The following is a 17,366-nucleotide window of genomic DNA, read 5'->3' as shown; positions in this document are numbered from 1 at the left end:
TATAAAGACCCTTTTGGATGGTTGGTCTATGTTTTTAATATTTTTACCTGAAAAGGATTAGCTTGATACCCTAAAAACGTTCCTGTTGAAATGAAAAACAAACGTCGAGATTTTATCAAAAAGTCTGTGGCTCTAGCTGCTGCAGGTGCATTGGTCTCTTCAGCACCTAGTTCCCGAGCATTTTATTATGCTAAAAAAACCGCAGATGATTTAAGCAAAGATGCTGGCATTCAGCTCAGCCTTGCATATTTCTGGGGCATTGAGCCCGCAAAAGTTGCTTTAGCCAAGCAAATGGCTGTCTATGGAGCCGTAGGTGGCATAAACCCTGGTATGGTAGGTTTAAGTGGAGAAAAGAACTATGAATTCAAGGCTATAAAGGCTATAAAAGAGGCCTGGGATAGAGAAGGGCTTCAACTCAAAGTTATTGAAGGCCCGCCTTCATTAAACACCAAAACAAAATTAGGTTTAGAAGGACGAGATGAAGAAATTGAGAACTTCATAACTTTTATAAAAAATATCGCAGCTGTAGGGATCGACACTGTTTGCCATAATTGGATGCCTGTTATAAGTTGGGCTAGGTCAGATATTGCAAAATCCAGTAGGGGTGGGGCTTTAGTAAGTGCCTTTGATATTAATGATGTAAAAGACGAACCGATAATTACCGAATATGGGGATTTAACGCATGAGAAGATGTGGGATAATATGGCGTATTTCCTGAACGCCGTAATTCCAGAAGCGGAAAAGGCAGGCGTAAAGCTTGCTCTTCATCCTGATGACCCACCGATTGATAGCATAAGAGGAATTCCCAGAATTATGACTTCTGTTTCGGCCTTTAAAAGGATGTTAGATTTATACCCTAGTCCTAGCAATGGCATCACGTTTTGTCAAGGAAGTTTCGCTTCTATGGGAAGTGAGGGTGAAGGGGAAGACATTCCTGCTGCTATTGAGTATTTCGGAAAAAGAGATGCCATACATTTTGTGCATTTTAGAGATGTAAGAGGCTCAAAAAATAAATTCGAAGAGACTTTTCACGATGACGGAAAAACAGATATGTACGCCGCTATGCATGCCTATTATAACATTGGATTCAAAGGACCTATGAGACCAGACCACGTACCCACCATGTATGGTGACAGTAATGATCATGCTGGTTATAGTACCATTGGAACCTTATATGCCATTGGCTATATACGTGGTTTAATAGAAAGTGTCAGTAAAACTTAATACAACCCTAATATGAATAAAAAATACTTTCATGTAGCTTTAATGCTACTTTTCCCGACCCTTTTATGGGCTCAAATCGGACAGTTCGAAAATGGATTAGATATTGGAGAACCTAAGATGAAAGGCTCTTCCGTTTATAATGAAACTACTCAAGCCTACACTTTAAAAGGCGGTGGAAGTAATATCTGGTTTAATCATGACGAATTTCATTATCTCTTTAAGCATATTAAAGGTGATTTCATTGCCACCGCAAATTTTGAATTGATAGGAAATGAAAATGGTAATGCCCACCGTAAAACGGGATGGATGCTTAGAGAAAACACCGACCATGACGCCAAAAGTGTCAATACTTGTATCCATGGCGATGGCCTAGTGGTGATGCAATGGAGACTTATGAGAGGAGCTTATATGCGGGACCCAGAAGAGGAAGTATTTTTTCCAAAACAATATTTTGGTGAAAGTATTATTCAGCTCGAAAGAAAGGGCGATTATTTGACCATGCGTATGGCACATCCAGGTGAGCCTTTAGAAGAAGTGGGCTCCGCTTACTTTCCTGAACTAAACAAAGAGCTTCTTTTGGGCTTATATTCATTAGCTCATGACCCAGAGGACATACAAGAAGTGAAGGTTTGGAATGTTAGAATTTCTACACCCATTGAGCCCGACTGGCATCCAAACAGGCTGATTAAAACCATATCACATGAAGGCGTAAAATATGGAAGTAGGATAGAAACCTTAAATGTAAACACTGGAGAAAGAAAAGTTTTATTAGAATCGCATGAGCATATCACTTCAGCTGTATTTGCAGGAAATAGCCATATTATCTTTCAAAAGGAGGGTAAATCTTTCAATATTCCCGTGAATGGAGGTAAAGTTAATGAAATAAGAACGGCTACATCAACGGACTCAAGACAGTCGGATGGCATGTACGCTTATTATTCAAAAGGGAAGAATAGCACCAATCAAATTTGGCGTAAAAGGGGAGATATTGAAATGCAATGGACTCATGATTTAGACCATGCTTGGAATCCTTATTTATCGCCAGACGGAAAGTACATCGCATATCTTTCCATGTCAAACATGTCAAACCCTAGTGCACTGGGTTCCTATCAAAAGGCATCCATTAAAGTAATGGCGACAGATGGCGGTGCACCTAAAACAGTGGCTTACATTTTTGGCGGTAAAGGAAGCTTTGATAAATACGCTTGGAGTGCTGATGGAAAGTCACTGGTATTTGTGACGTATTCAGATAAAATAAACTAAAAAAAGATAGCGTTTTGAGAGGCAATTAGTGCTTCTCAAAAACTAAATCAGTTTCAGAAACTTCTACTAATCCATTTTCGCTAAAACCAGTCAAAGAAACTTCTTTGGTGGTATTGATAAGCAGTGGATCGTATTTGGCCGTTATTCTGACGTAGTTTTCTGTCCATCCATGCATTTGACCTTCTTCTACATCGTCTTCAAACAAGACGTTCTTTGTTTTGCCAACTTGGCTTTCGTAAAAAGCTCTTTTCTTTTTCTCAGAAAGAATATGAAGCATTTTTGAACGCTTGGCTTTGTCCTGCTTGCTCACTTTGGGATGAATAGCCACGGCCTCCGTGTTTGCTCTTTCGGAATATGAAAAAACATGTAGATAGCTTACATCTAGTTCGTTCAGGTAGTTGTAGGTCTCTAGAAAACGCTCTTCTGTTTCACCTGGATGCCCTACAATAACATCTACACCAATACAACAATCTGGCATGAGCGACTTGATTTGAGTCACTCTATCAATGTATAACTCTTTCTTATAACGCCGTTTCATCAGTCTCAAAACTTCTGGACTTCCAGATTGAAGCGGTATATGAAAATGCGGAACAAAACGCTTTGAAGAAGCCACAAAATCGATGGCTTCATTGCTTAAAAGGTTAGGCTCAATACTAGATATACGGAACCTTTCAATACCTTCCACTCGGTCTAGTGCCTGAATTAAATCTAAGAACGTCTCTTCTTTAATTCCGTTTCGTAGACCAAAATCTCCAATATTAACACCTGTCAAAACAATTTCTTTAACATCATTAGCCGCAATCTCCTCTGCTGCTTTAACAATGTTGGCCACAGTATCAGAGCGGCTTTTTCCGCGTGCCAGCGGAATAGTACAGTAGGTACAAGGATAATCACACCCATCTTGTACTTTTAAAAAAGTACGTGTTCTATCGTTTAAAGAGTAGGAGGTATGGTATTCTAATTTCTGTTCGTCTATTTCGGAAGCAAAAACTTTGCCTACAGGTAGCACATTTGCTATTGAAGGCTCTTTGACAAAATCACCTAATAAGTCTAACAAACGAAATTTCTCTGCGGCACCTAAAACAGCGTCCACTCCTGGAATCTCGGAGATTTCTTTAGGTTTTAGTTGGGCATAACATCCTATTATGGCCACATAGCCATCTGGATTTATGGCATTCGCCTCCCTTACGATCTTTCTACACTTTTTGTCAGCATTGTCTGTAACAGAGCAGGTATTAATGATAAATATATCGGGGGATTCCGAAAAGTCTACTTTTGAATATCCCTTCTCCTCAAACATTCTACCAATGGTAGAGGTCTCTGAGTAATTTAACTTACAGCCTAGAGTGTAAAACGCTACTTTTTTCATTTCAGCCACAAAGGTAAGCAGTTTAACCCGAATTATTTATCAGACGATCGTAATGAGATTTTTAACCGCCATATAGCAGGCATTTTAATTCGAAAAACATACTGCTGTGGGTATTGGATTTAACCCGCTTTATGCATTAGGCAATCTCCCGATTTTATCGGGACCGTAGCTAAATATCTTCAAATCAGTTCGTAAACCCATTTAAACTCAATCACCATAGCCCTTCGACAAAAAGCTCAAGTTAAACAGCTAAATTAATTTCGTTTAATTGTCTGATTTGTTGCAGTTTAACGTTTCATAACGATTCCCCAACGCACATAATCCGGGTTTAAGGAAATCGTGATGATATCGAGCGGTTTTCTAATGCAAAATTTGGGTAATATTTAAAACTGCGATAATAAAAAAAAACTCTCAGAACTAGTCTGAGAGTTTTAAGAATATCTGTTTAAAATCTAATTAGATTTTAGCACTTTTTACAGTTTTAACAATTCTACCAGCAATCTTGTAAGGATCACCATTAGAAGCGGGTCTTCTGTCTTCTAACCATCCTTTCCAGCCTTTTTGAACTGCTATTAAAGGAATACGAATTGATGCTCCTCTATCAGAAATTCCCCAAGAGAAATCATGAATAGAAGCAGTTTCGTGCTTACCAGTTAAACGTTGGTCGTTAAACTCTCCATAAACGGCTATATGCTCAGGCACAACACTACGGAATGACTCACAGATAGCAGCATAAACTTCCTTGTCTCCACATGTTCTTAATATGCTGTTAGAGAAGTTGGCATGCATACCTGAACCATTCCAATCCATATCTTTTCCAAGAGGTTTTGGGTGATACTCTATATAGTAGCCGTATTGCTCTGTTAATCTATCTAATAAATATCTTGCGATCCAAAGTTCGTCTCCAGCTAATTTAGCACCTTTGGCAAACAATTGGAATTCCCACTGTCCACAAGCCACTTCTTGGTTAATACCTTCAAAGTTAAGGCCAGCTTCAATACATAAATCTGCGTGTCTTTCTACCAATTCTCTACCGTGAGTATTTTTACCACCTACAGAACAGTAATACATTCCTTGTGGAGCAGGATAGCCACCAATTGGGAATCCTAAAGGAAGCAAAGTAGCAGTATCCATGATAAAATACTCCTGCTCAAATCCAAACCAAAAATCATTATCATCATCGTCGATAGTAGCTCTACCATTAGAAACGTGAGGTGTTCCATCTGCATTCATTACTTCATTCATAACCAACCATCCGTTAATTCTCTCAGGATCTGGATAGATCGCTACAGGAACTAATAAACAGTCAGAAGAACCTCCTTCTGCTTGTTGCGTTGAAGAGCCGTCAAATGACCAATTGCCAATCTCTTCTAAAGTACCTTTAAAATCTTCGTGCTCCTCTACTTTAGTCTTGCTTCTAATGTTTTGAGTAGGGAAATAACCGTCTAGCCAAAGGTATTCTAACTTAATTTTTGCCATGATTGTGATTAATTGTTGAAATTGATTAATTCAGAAAATTATAGAACAAATATATATGAAAAGTCAGTATATTATATACCCAAAAGGCAATTTTGAAGTTTATTCTTCTACTTTGTTAGAATAGTACAATAAAGTATAGATATGTTCTAAGCGATCTATTTGTCAATATAATCTTGATAGGTTTTTTGTTGGAGAGCTTTAGCATTCTTGATATCTTCTTTGGTGATTGGGCCTTCCGACGAAATTATTTTTTTTCCGATATTGTCAAATAGAAGCTCTTTACCCTTTTGAATAAAGCCAAATCCATCACTAAAACTAAAGTATGCCCATTCTGGTTTGTCTTTTTTTAGAAGGGCATCTTTACTCCAAATATATTTGTCGGATGGCAATTTCAGGTTATTCAGTAGTGTTTTAGACAGGTCTATTTGGGATACGATCTCCGTAACTACTTTTGGTGATTTAATAGCTCCACCAGTCCAAAGCATTGGGATTCTGAAATTGTTGGATTTCTTGATAGACTCAGGAAGCCTATGTCCGTGGTCTCCCAAAATCACTATTACGGTGTTATTCCACCATGGCTGAGTTTTGGCAGAATCTATGAATCGTCCAAATTCTCTATCTGTATAATAAAGGGAATTTAGAAAGAGGTCTTCTTCTGAATCTCCAGCAATTCTTGCCGAATCCAATGGCACATCAAAAGGCTCATGGCTACTGAGGGTAAGCAGCGTTTCAAAGAATGGATCCTTTTTAGGGTAACTGTGGTCTGCCAAGTATTTGTTGAAAATCACTTCATCATGAACGCCCCATTTGGTTATAAAAAGGTCATCTGGAAAATCATTTAAATCGATTATTTTTTCAAAATCTCCAGCATATAGATAGCTTTTGATGTTGGCAAATTCTGTTTCACCTCCGTAATAAAAGGAAGTTCTGTATCCAGCACGTTGGAAGTCTTTCGTGAGAATTGGCATTTTAGCGGTCTTCTTTGGCTCCTTAATAACAGACTGTGTTGGTTGAGAAGGATAACCACTCAAAATAGCCACCAATCCTTTATCCGTTCTGTCTCCAGAAGCATAGGTGTTTGAAAAATAAACACCTTCTTTTTTAAGTCTATTGAAATTTGGAGTTACCTCAATGCCATCGACAAACTTATCAACCACTTTCTCTGTAAAACTCTCCCAAACGATAATAAGCACGTTCGGCTTTTCAATGTGCTCATCTATAACAATATCAGAAATATTTTCACTAGGGTATAACTGCGACATAGAAGCAGAAATCTCCTCTTTTGGAAGGTAAGTATATGGATTTACCTTCTCATTTCTATTGTTCACCAGTGAACTAAAAAAATTCCATGAGGCATTAACTGCAGAGATATTGGCAAAATTATTCTCAGAAAAGTATACCGTACTCTGGTTCATCGGAGCTATTCCAAAGCCACCTCTAATAGGCACAATAAGAAGGAATGCCATGAATATACAGATAGGCATAAATGGCCACTTCTTGATACTATTCCAGGCATTGATTTTTTTGCCAATAATCCTGTAAACAAAAAAGCTGGCTATGATAATTAAAAGGATGTAACTCAAAATCAACCTAAAAATCGGTGAAGATCTAACCGAGGCCCAAGCCTCTTTAGGCGTACTTAGATATTGCAGAGGTGTGGCGTCCAGCCTATAATCCCAAACATGATATACTTCAAGATCAACTACGGTAATAAGTGTTACTAGAAAAACTAAAATTAGGGTGTAGCCATAGAGTCCTCTTTCAAAAATACTTTTTTTGATAAAATTGGAAAATGCCACCCAGAAAAAAGGGAAAATGCTGAAATAGCCCGCCATGGACATGTCCATCCGGATACCGTTCCAGAAAACGCCAAATAGCGTTTCCAAAGTGAGCAATTTGGCCTCATTGATATGGTAGCCAAGAAAAATTAGTCTGGCAGCCAGAAAATAGGCAACCCAGAAACCAAAATATATAAACAAAAATTGTATTCTTTCTTTCATTCAGCAGTAAATTGTGACCTTTGGGTCAAAGATAGAAATAAACTTAAATGTTAATGAATCCAGGATTTGATGAAAATGAAATAGCCCAGCTTCGCAAGGAATGCGAGGAAGAGGGTCAAAGTTATGTTTTAGTGGAAGATGAGCAAGAACTTTCTGATAGTGGAGAGTTTTTTCAATTCCAGTTTGTCGGAAAAACCGATGATGGCAAAGATGTTATTTATGATGCCGCAATATATACATTGGAGCTACATTATAATAGCTTGGTGTTAGAGGAAGCAGAGAAGAGGGTAGCCGCCATTCATAAGGACTTTGTGCCGATTGGCGAAAGAGACGACGACTACGTTATAAATCCAGAGGCCGACGAGCTCATTGAAGAGTTTATCATGGAGATGGAAGATGATGACGACATGAAAGTTAGTGAATTCGTTACCAAAGATTTGGATTTTGAATTCGGCATCGGGCTGGAAATAGCCATAAATGTAGAAGAGATTTATCCGGAAGATATAGAAAATTTTATTAAAGATTTTAATGCTGGGACGCTCATTATCGATAATAACAGATTCAGCTTTAAGCAAGATTTAGGAGGGGAATAATGCAGCTTTTTTATAAGGAGAATTTCGAACAGGAGACTTTCTTAGATGAAATTGATTCAAAACATTGCATCAAAGTACTACGAAAGAAAATTGGTGATGAAATAAATGTAACAGACGGAATCGGTAATCTTTTCAATTGCAAAATTGCAGAGGCTCATCCCAAAAAGACGCCGCTGAACATTATAGAAATCCAAAGAGCGTTTGAGAAGCCAGAAAGATATATTAAAGTGGTCATAGCTCCAACTAAGAATATCGACAGGATAGAGTACTTCATAGAAAAAGCGGTGGAAATCGGAATTTCGGAGGTGACTTTTATCCTAACTCAGAATTCAGAAAGGAGGCAAATAAAGTTAGATCGTTTAAATAGAATTGCTATTTCGGCAATGAAACAATCCTTGAAAGCTTATTTGCCTAGGTTGGTGGAGCTTACACCTGTGAAAGATTTTATGGAAAACGACAGGACGGCCCTAAAGCTCATGGCACATTTAAATGAAGATTCTGAAAATATTTTAAATAAAGCGATAGGGAATGAAGTTTCTATTATGATTGGGCCTGAAGGAGATTTTGACCCTTCTGAAATTGAATTTGCCGCGAAATGCGGTTTCCAAATGGTGAGCATGGGGAATTCTAGATTGAGAACAGAAACGGCAGGAGTAGTGGCCGTTACACTTTTAAATATGATTTGATCAGCATGAAAAGGATTTTGTTGTTTGTGTTTTTTGCAAGCTCTTTGGCATTAAGTGCTCAAAGTCCAACGCTTAAAATTGCGAAGTTAAAATATGGTGGTGGTGGAGACTGGTATGCCAATAAAACCGCTTTACCAAACCTAATAGATTATTGTAATACGAATTTGAAAATGAACCTTTTCCGCGATGAAGATATCGTGGAAGTGGGAAGCCCTGAGCTTTTTCAATACCCTTTTGTACATATGACAGGGCATGGGAATGTGGTGTTTTCCAATTCTGAAGTTGATAATTTAAGAAAGTATCTACTTTCTGGTGGTTTTTTACACGTAGACGATAATTACGGATTGAATAAGTATATCAGGAGAGAAATGAAAAAAGTTTTCCCAAATGCAGAATTTGTGGAATTACCCTTTAACCATCCCATTTATCATCAGAAGTTTGAGTTCAACCAAGGCTTACCAAAAGTTCATGAGCACGACAACAAAGCCCCACAGGGTTTTGGTTTATTTCATGAAGGTAAGTTGGTCTGTTTCTTTACCTACGAATGTGACCTAGGAAATGGCTGGGAAGACCAATCCGTTTATGGAGATTCTCAGGCAATAAGAACATCTGCGTTGAAAATGGGGGCGAATATCGTGTCTTTTGCGTTTACATCTTATTAATTTATATGTTGTATTTTCTTGAGGGCATTCATTGCATTATTTTAAGAAAATCAATATCGGGTGATTTTTCCCCCAAAATCAATTGAACTTTTTAGTTAAACGCACGTTCTTGTGGCGTAGAAGTATTTTTTTGTTAAAGCAAAACTTAATAAATGGTAGCAGCCCTTTCTTTTTTTATTGGACATTGGTATTTGTCTCTTTTTAGTCAGACCTTTTTTTTACATCGTTATTCGGCCCACAAAATGTTCCAAATGAACAAATTCTGGGAGAAGTTCTTTTATATATTTACTTATATAACGCAGGGGTCATCTTATTTAAATCCTAGAGCTTATGCGGTAATGCACAGAATGCATCATGCTTTTTCTGATACAGATAAAGACCCACATTCTCCACACCATACTAAGAACCTTTTTACCATGATGTGGAAAACCAAGGATCTGTATACGGGTTTAGTAGATTATAAATTTAAGATAGAAGAGCGTTTTGATAGAAATTTCCCAGAGTGGAAAGCTCTAGATAAGTTCGGAGAATCTTGGATATCTAGAACCCTTTGGGGATTGGCTTATATCTCTTTCTATGTGGTTGGTTACTTCTATTTTGATATCCACTGGGGTTTCTTCTTCTTATTACCAATTCATTTTTTAATGGGACCAATTCATGGTGCTATCGTAAACTGGAGTGGTCATAAATATGGTTATCAAAACTTTGACAATAGAGACGAATCTAAAAACAGTTTACTCTTTGATTTTCTAATGATGGGTGAGTTGTTTCAAAATAATCACCATAAACATCCGATGTCTATCAACTTTGCTAAAAAGTGGTTTGAAATAGACCCTACATATCCTGTTATTAAACTATTAACTTGGATGAAAATTATTAAACCTAAGTAGTTTTCTTAGAATATTAAAAGGCCAGTTTGTTACTAAACAAGCTGGCCTTTTTGCTTTAAGTGTGTTTTGTTAATTAACTTTTAACGAAGCTTCTGGCTGACTTTCATGGTTAATGGCAGACATCACTTGGTCTTCTTCACTTAAGCCTGAGAAATTGACGGCAGTTTCTATCAATGCCAAATGGGAGTAGGCCTGTGGGAAATTACCCAAGAGTCTTTTAGTTTTAAAGTCAATGTCTTCACTAAAAAGCCCGAGATGATTGCTATAGCTTAAAACTTGGTCAAAAAGCTTTTTAGCTTCTTTTTGTCTTCCTATTTTAAACAGGCTATTTATAAACCAGAAAGTACAGATGGTGAATGAAGAAGATGGCGTACCAAAATCATCCTTATTGATGTATCTGTACATTAAACCATCCTTACATAACTCTTTTTGAGTGGCCAAAACGGTGCTTACAAATCGTGGGTCTTTAGCCTCAATAAACCCGTAACTTTCCATTAGTAAGGTAGAAGCATCCAAATCTGCCGAATGATACGACTGTGCATAAGCTTGTTTTTCTTCATTCCAGGCATTTAATTCTATATCTGCTTTAATTTCATCTCTTAGAACCTTCCACTTTTCAATCTTGTCGTTTCTTTGAAGTAGTTCTGCTATTTTGACCCCTCTGTCTATTGCAACCCAGCAAAGCAGTTTTGAAAAAGTAAAATGACGTTCCTCTGTTCTAAATTCCCAGATGCCCTTATCTGCTTTTTGCCAGTTTTTCTTCACAATATCCACGGTAGATTTAGTGATGGTCCAGAGTTCCTCGCTGTAAAAAAGGCTATTTTGAAATCTTAAGTATTGCTGATGGAGCACATCCATTAATATACCATAAATGTCATTCTGTTTCTGATGATATGCAGCATTACCTATCCTTACAGGCTTACTTCCTTCATAGCCATCCAGGTGGTCAAGGATTTCTTCTGTTAGTTTTTTCTGCCCGTCTATGCCATACATGATTTGCATTTTTTCATCCTTCTGGGGCACTATTTTAACGATAAACTCCAAGAATTTCTTGGCTATTCTTTCATGACCCAAGCCAGAGACCACTTTGATAACCATACTAGCATCTCTAATCCAGCAGAATCTATAATCCCAGTTTCTTACTTCTCCTATGGTTTCTGGAAGAGAAGTGGTGGCAGCAGCCAAAACAGCCCCTGAACGCTCGTACGTAAGCATTTTTAATGTTAATGCAGAACGTAAGATTTCATCATTATAGAGTTTATAAGAAGTCGTTTTCTCCGACCAATTTAACCAGTAAACCCTCGTTCTTTGCATTTTAAGATACTGTCTTTCTACATCTTGATGAAGCAGTTTTTCAAAATAACTAAACAAAAAGTATTGGTTTTCTTCTAAGGTTAATTCATTGCCTTCTAGAATATCTGAATGTTTAAATGAAGAGTAGAGGTAAACGGAATCGTAATTTCCTGAAGTAGTTTTGGTTTTAATATACTCCCTTTTATCCTGTGTTATTTGCTCTTGTTTGGCGTAGCCCAATTTTGGATCATAATTGACAGAAAACTTTGGTTTACCGCTAATTAGCTTCACATATCTTACTATTTCTGCCGGAGATTGATAAACCTCTTTATCAGGAATATAACGTGGCATAAAATCAATAATCTCAAAACAGTCGGTGCCATTATCGAATTTTGTTACAAGAATATTGGTTTTATAAATGTATTTTTGAGTAGAGATATATGTGGAATCAACTATTATTTCAAAAGAACCACCCTTGTTTTCATCTAAGATTTTTGCAAACATTGAGGGTGAATCAAATTTAGGTAAGCAGCACCAGTCAATGCTACCGTTTAAGTTGACCAAAGCAGCACTTTGACAATTACCTATCATTCCATAATCTAAATTTCTCATTATTTTTTTTATAATTCATTAAAGTAATCCATGAGTAAAACTATCATCGTATCCAATAGGCTTCCCTTGTCCTTAGAAATAAACCAAAATGAGGTTATAGCAACTCCCAGTGTTGGGGGACTTGCTACGGGTCTCAAATCTGTTCATGCCGAGGGTAACGGTATCTGGATAGGGTGGAGCGGGCTCATAGAAGAAGAGGTTAATCCTTCCTTGAAGCCTAAAGTAGAAAAAGCTCTTGAAAATCAAAAGTGCAGGTCGGTTTCTTTATCACAATTAGAGGTAGATGGCTTCTATTTCGGCTTTAGCAACCGAACTTTATGGCCTTTGTTTCACTATTTCACCGAATTTGCAGAATTTAATAAACAAGACTGGGAAACTTATAAACTGGTTAATCAGAAGTTTGCGGACGAAGTTTTAAAGCATATTGAAGAGGGAGATGTGGTTTGGGTACACGACTATCAGCTTCTTTTAGTACCTCAGATGATAAAATCTCAAAGGCCCGATGTCAAAATCGGTTTTTTCCTTCATATCCCGTTCCCGTCTTATGAGGTATTTAGAACTTTGCCATGGAGAGAGGAAATTTTGAGGGGCATGATGGGCTCAGATTTGATAGGATTTCACACCTATGATTACGAAAGACATTTTTTAAGCTCGGTTCAGCGATTATTATTATGTGATGTAAACTTCAATGATCTTCTTTATGATACACGAATAGTAAAAGTAGACTCATTCCCAATGGGTATTGACTATAACAAATTTCATAACGCTGCCATAGCACATTCCAAAAGCAAGGAGAAATCTGAGGTTCAAGAAAGTATAGATAAGCATAAAGAAATAAAAGGCGATACCCAGTTCATTTTAAGTATTGATAGGTTAGATTATACCAAAGGCATAGCCAAAAGAATTTTAGCTTTCGAACAGTTTTTAGAGAAATATCCCCAATATCTGGGTAAAGTTAGGCTGGTAATGTTGGCTGTACCCAGTAGATCAAATGTACCACAGTATCAAGATTTAAAGAATGAAATTGATCAATTGGTAGGTAGAGTGAATGGTAAGTTCTCGGAGGTAAACTGGACACCTATTTGGTATTTCTATAGGTCTATGCCTTTTGAAAACCTGATAGATCTGTACTGTTCTTGTAAAATAGCTCTTCTTACTCCGGTAAGAGACGGAATGAACTTAGTGGCTAAAGAGTACATCGCTAGCCGTGTTGATAATACAGGCGTACTGATTTTAAGCGAGATGACAGGTGCTTCAAAGGAGTTGAATGAAGCCCTGATTATAAACCCGAATAATTTGGATCAAATAGCTGATGCTATTAAAGAAGCCCTAGAAATGCCGGAGAGCAAACAGATCAAGGCTAACGTGATTATGAAGGATAGAATTCAGCGATATAACGTAGAACGTTGGGCTAAGGAATTTCTACATAGTCTCACACATCTCATTACAAATCAGCCAGAGGTTTCTGCCTTAACGGTGAAAGGAGAAGTTCAAGATAAAATTATTAAGAGTTTTAAGGCGGCAAATTCAAGGGTACTGTTTTTAGATTATGATGGCACCTTGGCAGCGTTTACCAATAGACCTGAAGATGCCACACCAACACAGGAGCTGTATGAAATTTTGGATAATTTATACGCCGATAATAAAAATAAACTTGTTCTAATTACGGGTCGTGATAGAGAAACTTTTGATAAATGGTTTGGAGATAAACCCTATACCTTAATTACGGAACATGGCCTTTGGCAAAAAGATGGTGCAGGTACAACGTGGAGGCAATTGGAAGCAGTCAATAATAGGTGGTTTTCTGTTATTTTTCCTATTCTAGAGCGTTTTGTGGATAGAACTCCCGGTTCTCAGATAGAAATTAAGAACTTCTCTATGGCCTTCCATTTCAGGAGGGTAGATCCTATTCAAGGTGAAGTGAGAGCCAATGAACTTAAAAGCACCATACAGCCCTTAATAGCAAACCACAGCTTAGAGATAATGGAAGGCGATAAAGTTTTGGAGATTAAAGTAAGCGGTGTAAACAAAGGCAAGGCGGCTAGTAAGTATCTAGCAGACCAACCTTCAGAGTTTATATTGGCTATGGGAGACGACTGGACAGACGAGTATATGTTTAAGGATTTGCCAAATTCATCTACAACCATTAAAGTAGGAAATAAGCCAACAGTGGCCAAGTTTAGGATTAATAATACTCAATCTGTTTACGAGCTATTGAGAAAATTAAGCTGATAAAAAAGGGTACCAAATTCTGAATTTGGTACCCTAAAATTATTTATTAAGAAATTAACGGACTACAATTCTCTAACTCTGATGTTTTTGAAATAGGCTCTTTGTCCATGATGCTGAAACATGATATGTCCCTCTTTGTCCGAATGATATTTCGGATTATCTTTAAATTTACTATTTGCCAGCACTTCTTTCATCTCGGGGCTACCAATCTCAAACTCCAAAACTTTAGCATCATTTAGCCAGTGCTCCACATGTCCGTTTTTATGGGTCAACCTTGCTTTATTAAACTCACCTATAGGCTTTAAGACCTTATTTACTGGAACAATCAGATCATATAAAGAGCCTGCAGACCTGATAGCCGCAGTATCATTAAAATTGATGTCATCTAAAATCTGAATTTCAAAATTGTTCAACCAGTTTTGACTGTTTCCATTGCCAGACTCCATTGGAGTTATTTCCTGAACGTGGAAGAATACACCGCTGTTTGCTGCGGTATCTACCGCCCATTCATATTCCAATTCAAAATTCTCATATCTAGATTTTGAAACAAGATCAAGGTTGGCCGTATCTGGATTGGCCACCAAAGCTCCGTTTTCTACGGTCCAAACACCTTCTGGGAATTCCTTGATACCATAACCTCTAAGTTGATCAGTAGAAGTGCCATCAAAAAGAACGGTCCAAGCTTTTTGGGCTATTTCCAGCTTTTCTTCAGAAGTATTTGAAGAGCTACAAGCAGTAAAAGATACTGCTATGACGGCTAATAAGCCTAGAGAACTAAATTTCATTATAACATTGGGTTGAATATTGAACTGAAAATTAACCAATTGAATTGAAATGAAAATAATTAATCGATAAAAGATTGATTTTGGATGATTTAGGGCTTAAGAAAATCACTTTAAACATCTTTCATACTGAGCCCTATACGTTTTCTGGCAGCATCTACCTCCATGACCTTAACTTGAACCTTTTGGTGTACTTTAACAACCTCGTTAGGGTCTTTTATAAACCTGTTAGCCAGTTGTGATAAATGCACAAGACCATCTTGATGTACCCCAATGTCTACAAAACAACCAAATGCCGTTATATTGGTAACAATCCCTGGCAGTACCATACCTTCCTTTAAATCTTCCATGGTATGCACATTGCCAAACTCAAAAGCCTCCAACTGCTCTCTAGGGTCACGACCAGGTTTGGCCAATTCAGACATAATGTCATTTAAGGTAGGCAAACCAACTTCCGTGGAAACATATTTTTTAAGGTCAATAGACTTTCTGACCAGCGAATCTTCTATCAAATTATCAATGGTAACACCTTTATCTTTGGCAATCTGCTTTACTAAATCATACCTTTCTGGATGTACGGCAGAATTATCTAATGGGTCTTTTGCCCCATGAATTCTTAAAAAACCTGCCGCTTGTTCAAAAGCCTTATCGCCTAGTCTAGGTACTTTTAATAGCTGCTTTCTAGAAGAAAATTTACCATTCTTCATTCTATAATCCACGACATTCTGTGCTAGGGTAGGCCCAAGACCAGAAACATAAGAAAGCAAATGTTTAGAGGCTGTATTTAATTCTACGCCAACGGAGTTTACACAACTTTCCACTACGGTATCTAAGCTTTCCTTTAACATTTTGGCATTGACGTCATGTTGGTACTGACCTACACCTATAGACTTAGGATCAATTTTCACCAATTCTGCTAAAGGGTCTTTTAATCTCCTTCCTATAGAAATGGCACCTCTTACGGTCACATCCTTGTCCGGAAATTCTTCTCTAGCCACGGCAGAGGCAGAATAGATGGAGGCTCCCTGTTCCGAGACTACATATATACCTTTTACATCCGTTTTTATTGATTTTACAAACTGCTCTGTTTCTCTACTGGCCGTGCCATTGCCAATAGCGATGGCGTCAATCTTATAATCCACCACAAGTTTCTTTATGGTAATCTCCGCTTCCATTTTCTTAAAAGTAGGATAAACCACGGTGTCGTAAAGTAAATCGCCTAATTCGTTTAAAACCACGGTTTTGCAACCCGTTCTAAATCCTGGGTCTAGGGCTAAAACGCGTTTTTGGCCTAATGGTGCCGAAAGGAGAAGCTGTCTTAGATTCGTAGCAAAAATCTGAATGGCGGCCTCATCCGCTTTTTCTTTACTAATTCCATTAAACTCGTTTTCAATAGAAGGGTTCAATAATCGCTTATAAGCATCTTCTATAGCCAATTCTACTTGCTCTTTACAAGCTTGTAATCCACGTAAATATTGTCTGTCTAGCATGTTTAAAGCTTTATCAGCATCTATTTCAATACCTACTTTTAAGAAGCCTTCCTGCTCTCCACGCCTCATCGCCAGCAGTCTATGGGATGGAACTTCTCTCAGCTTTTGTTCAAATTCAAAGTAATCTTTATACTTAATTCCCTCGGTATCTTTCCCTTTTTTCACTTTTGAGAAAATGACGGCTTCCTTCTCAAAAATCACCCTGAGTTTATTTCTAGACTCTAGGTTTTCATTTATCCATTCAGCAATAATATCTCTGGCACCTTGTAAGGCTTCTTCTTTAGACTTGACGTCTTTGTTTAAAAACTGACCGATAAGGCCATCCAAGCTGTTTTCTTTTTGCTCAAAAATTCTTTTTGCCAAAGGCTCCAAACCCTTTTCAATGGCAATGACTGCCCTGGTTTTTCTTTTTTGTTTATAAGGCAGATATAAATCTTCTAGCTCCTTAAGATGAAAAGCCGCATGAAGCTTTTTCAATAATTCAGGAGTCATCTTTTCTTGCTCCTCAATAGACTGAATAATGGCTGCTCTTCTTTTATCTGCTTCCAGAAACTTCTCGTAAGCCTTTTTAATATCTGCGATTTGAACTTCATCTAAACCACCTGTTTTTTCCTTTCTATATCTTGATATAAAGGGTACCGTGGCACCTTCGGTCAAAAGTTGAATGGTTTGGTTAACCGAATTGGAGGAAACGTTAATAGATTGCGTTATATAAGAAATCTGAGAATTATTTAGCATAGTTTGTATAGAAGTATAAATCTAACTTTCGAAAAAGAAACGGATTGCCGATA

The 17,366-nt window shown here is 37.6% G+C and carries 13 protein-coding genes; 7 read left to right on the top strand and 6 right to left on the bottom strand.

Features of this window, described 5'->3' with window-relative positions:
- The first annotated feature begins 90 nt into the window (after window positions 1–90).
- Window positions 91–1,224: a mannonate dehydratase gene (locus ACTBZY_RS01200; protein ID WP_463044491.1), complete on the top strand. Its 1,134-nt coding sequence runs from the start codon at window positions 91–93 to the stop codon at window positions 1,222–1,224.
- Window positions 1,225–1,236: 12 nt separating this feature from the next.
- Complete coding sequence (locus ACTBZY_RS01195; RefSeq protein ID WP_463044490.1) at window positions 1,237–2,487, top strand: TolB family protein; 1,251 nt, start codon at window positions 1,237–1,239, stop codon at window positions 2,485–2,487.
- Between the two features lie 25 nt (window positions 2,488–2,512).
- On the opposite strand, the gene mtaB is transcribed toward ACTBZY_RS01195, so the two are convergent.
- The 3 genes from mtaB to ACTBZY_RS01180 all read right to left on the bottom strand — a co-directional run bounded on the left by mtaB (window position 2,513) and on the right by ACTBZY_RS01180 (window position 7,335).
- Window positions 2,513–3,856 (bottom strand): tRNA (N(6)-L-threonylcarbamoyladenosine(37)-C(2))-methylthiotransferase MtaB, encoded by a 1,344-nt coding sequence (gene mtaB, locus ACTBZY_RS01190; protein ID WP_463044489.1) that lies wholly within the window; start codon window positions 3,854–3,856, stop codon window positions 2,513–2,515.
- A 456-nt stretch (window positions 3,857–4,312) separates the two neighbouring features.
- Window positions 4,313–5,335 carry a glutamine synthetase beta-grasp domain-containing protein gene (locus ACTBZY_RS01185; RefSeq protein ID WP_463044488.1) on the bottom strand — a complete coding sequence of 341 codons (1,023 nt, stop codon included), beginning with the start codon at window positions 5,333–5,335 and terminating at the stop codon, window positions 4,313–4,315.
- A gap of 155 nt (window positions 5,336–5,490) precedes the next feature.
- Window positions 5,491–7,335, bottom strand: coding sequence for an LTA synthase family protein (locus tag ACTBZY_RS01180; protein ID WP_463044487.1), 1,845 nt, complete (start codon window positions 7,333–7,335; stop codon window positions 5,491–5,493).
- Between the two features lie 53 nt (window positions 7,336–7,388).
- Here ACTBZY_RS01180 and ACTBZY_RS01175 point away from each other — a divergent pair, with 53 nt between their 5' ends.
- The 4 genes from ACTBZY_RS01175 (at window position 7,389) to ACTBZY_RS01160 (ending at window position 10,166) form a co-directional block, all read left to right on the top strand.
- Entirely contained in the window at window positions 7,389–7,928 is a 540-nt protein-coding gene (locus ACTBZY_RS01175; protein ID WP_463044486.1) for a hypothetical protein, read from the top strand.
- On the top strand, window positions 7,928–8,614 hold the full coding sequence (locus tag ACTBZY_RS01170) for a 16S rRNA (uracil(1498)-N(3))-methyltransferase (protein WP_463044485.1): 687 nt from the start codon (window positions 7,928–7,930) through the stop codon (window positions 8,612–8,614). The genes ACTBZY_RS01175 and ACTBZY_RS01170 overlap by 1 nt, the downstream gene beginning before the upstream one ends.
- 5 nt (window positions 8,615–8,619) lie before the next feature.
- Window positions 8,620–9,276, top strand: a complete 657-nt coding sequence (locus tag ACTBZY_RS01165; RefSeq protein ID WP_463044484.1) for a DUF4159 domain-containing protein — start codon at window positions 8,620–8,622, stop codon at window positions 9,274–9,276.
- Window positions 9,277–9,428: 152 nt separating this feature from the next.
- The gene (locus tag ACTBZY_RS01160; RefSeq protein WP_463044483.1) at window positions 9,429–10,166 is read left to right on the top strand and encodes an acyl-CoA desaturase; all 738 of its coding nucleotides are present in this window, start codon (window positions 9,429–9,431) and stop codon (window positions 10,164–10,166) included.
- A gap of 69 nt (window positions 10,167–10,235) precedes the next feature.
- Here ACTBZY_RS01160 and ACTBZY_RS01155 read toward each other — a convergent pair whose 3' ends face one another.
- Entirely contained in the window at window positions 10,236–12,071 is a 1,836-nt protein-coding gene (locus ACTBZY_RS01155; RefSeq protein ID WP_463044482.1) for a glycoside hydrolase family 15 protein, read from the bottom strand.
- Between the two features lie 30 nt (window positions 12,072–12,101).
- Here ACTBZY_RS01155 and ACTBZY_RS01150 point away from each other — a divergent pair, with 30 nt between their 5' ends.
- Window positions 12,102–14,303, top strand: a complete 2,202-nt coding sequence (locus tag ACTBZY_RS01150) for a bifunctional alpha,alpha-trehalose-phosphate synthase (UDP-forming)/trehalose-phosphatase (protein WP_463044481.1) — start codon at window positions 12,102–12,104, stop codon at window positions 14,301–14,303.
- A 62-nt stretch (window positions 14,304–14,365) separates the two neighbouring features.
- Here the strand turns inward: ACTBZY_RS01150 and ACTBZY_RS01145 are convergent, their stop codons facing one another.
- The gene (locus ACTBZY_RS01145) at window positions 14,366–15,088 is read right to left on the bottom strand and encodes a 3-keto-disaccharide hydrolase (protein ID WP_463044480.1); all 723 of its coding nucleotides are present in this window, start codon (window positions 15,086–15,088) and stop codon (window positions 14,366–14,368) included.
- A gap of 110 nt (window positions 15,089–15,198) precedes the next feature.
- The gene (locus ACTBZY_RS01140; RefSeq protein ID WP_463044479.1) at window positions 15,199–17,313 is read right to left on the bottom strand and encodes a Tex family protein; all 2,115 of its coding nucleotides are present in this window, start codon (window positions 17,311–17,313) and stop codon (window positions 15,199–15,201) included.
- Window positions 17,314–17,366: the final 53 nt, after the last annotated feature.

The sequence above is a fragment of the Arcticibacterium sp. genome (assembly GCF_055134445.1).
The sequence above is the reverse complement of the archived record's forward strand: the minus strand, read 5'-3'. Positions and strand labels throughout refer to the sequence as shown.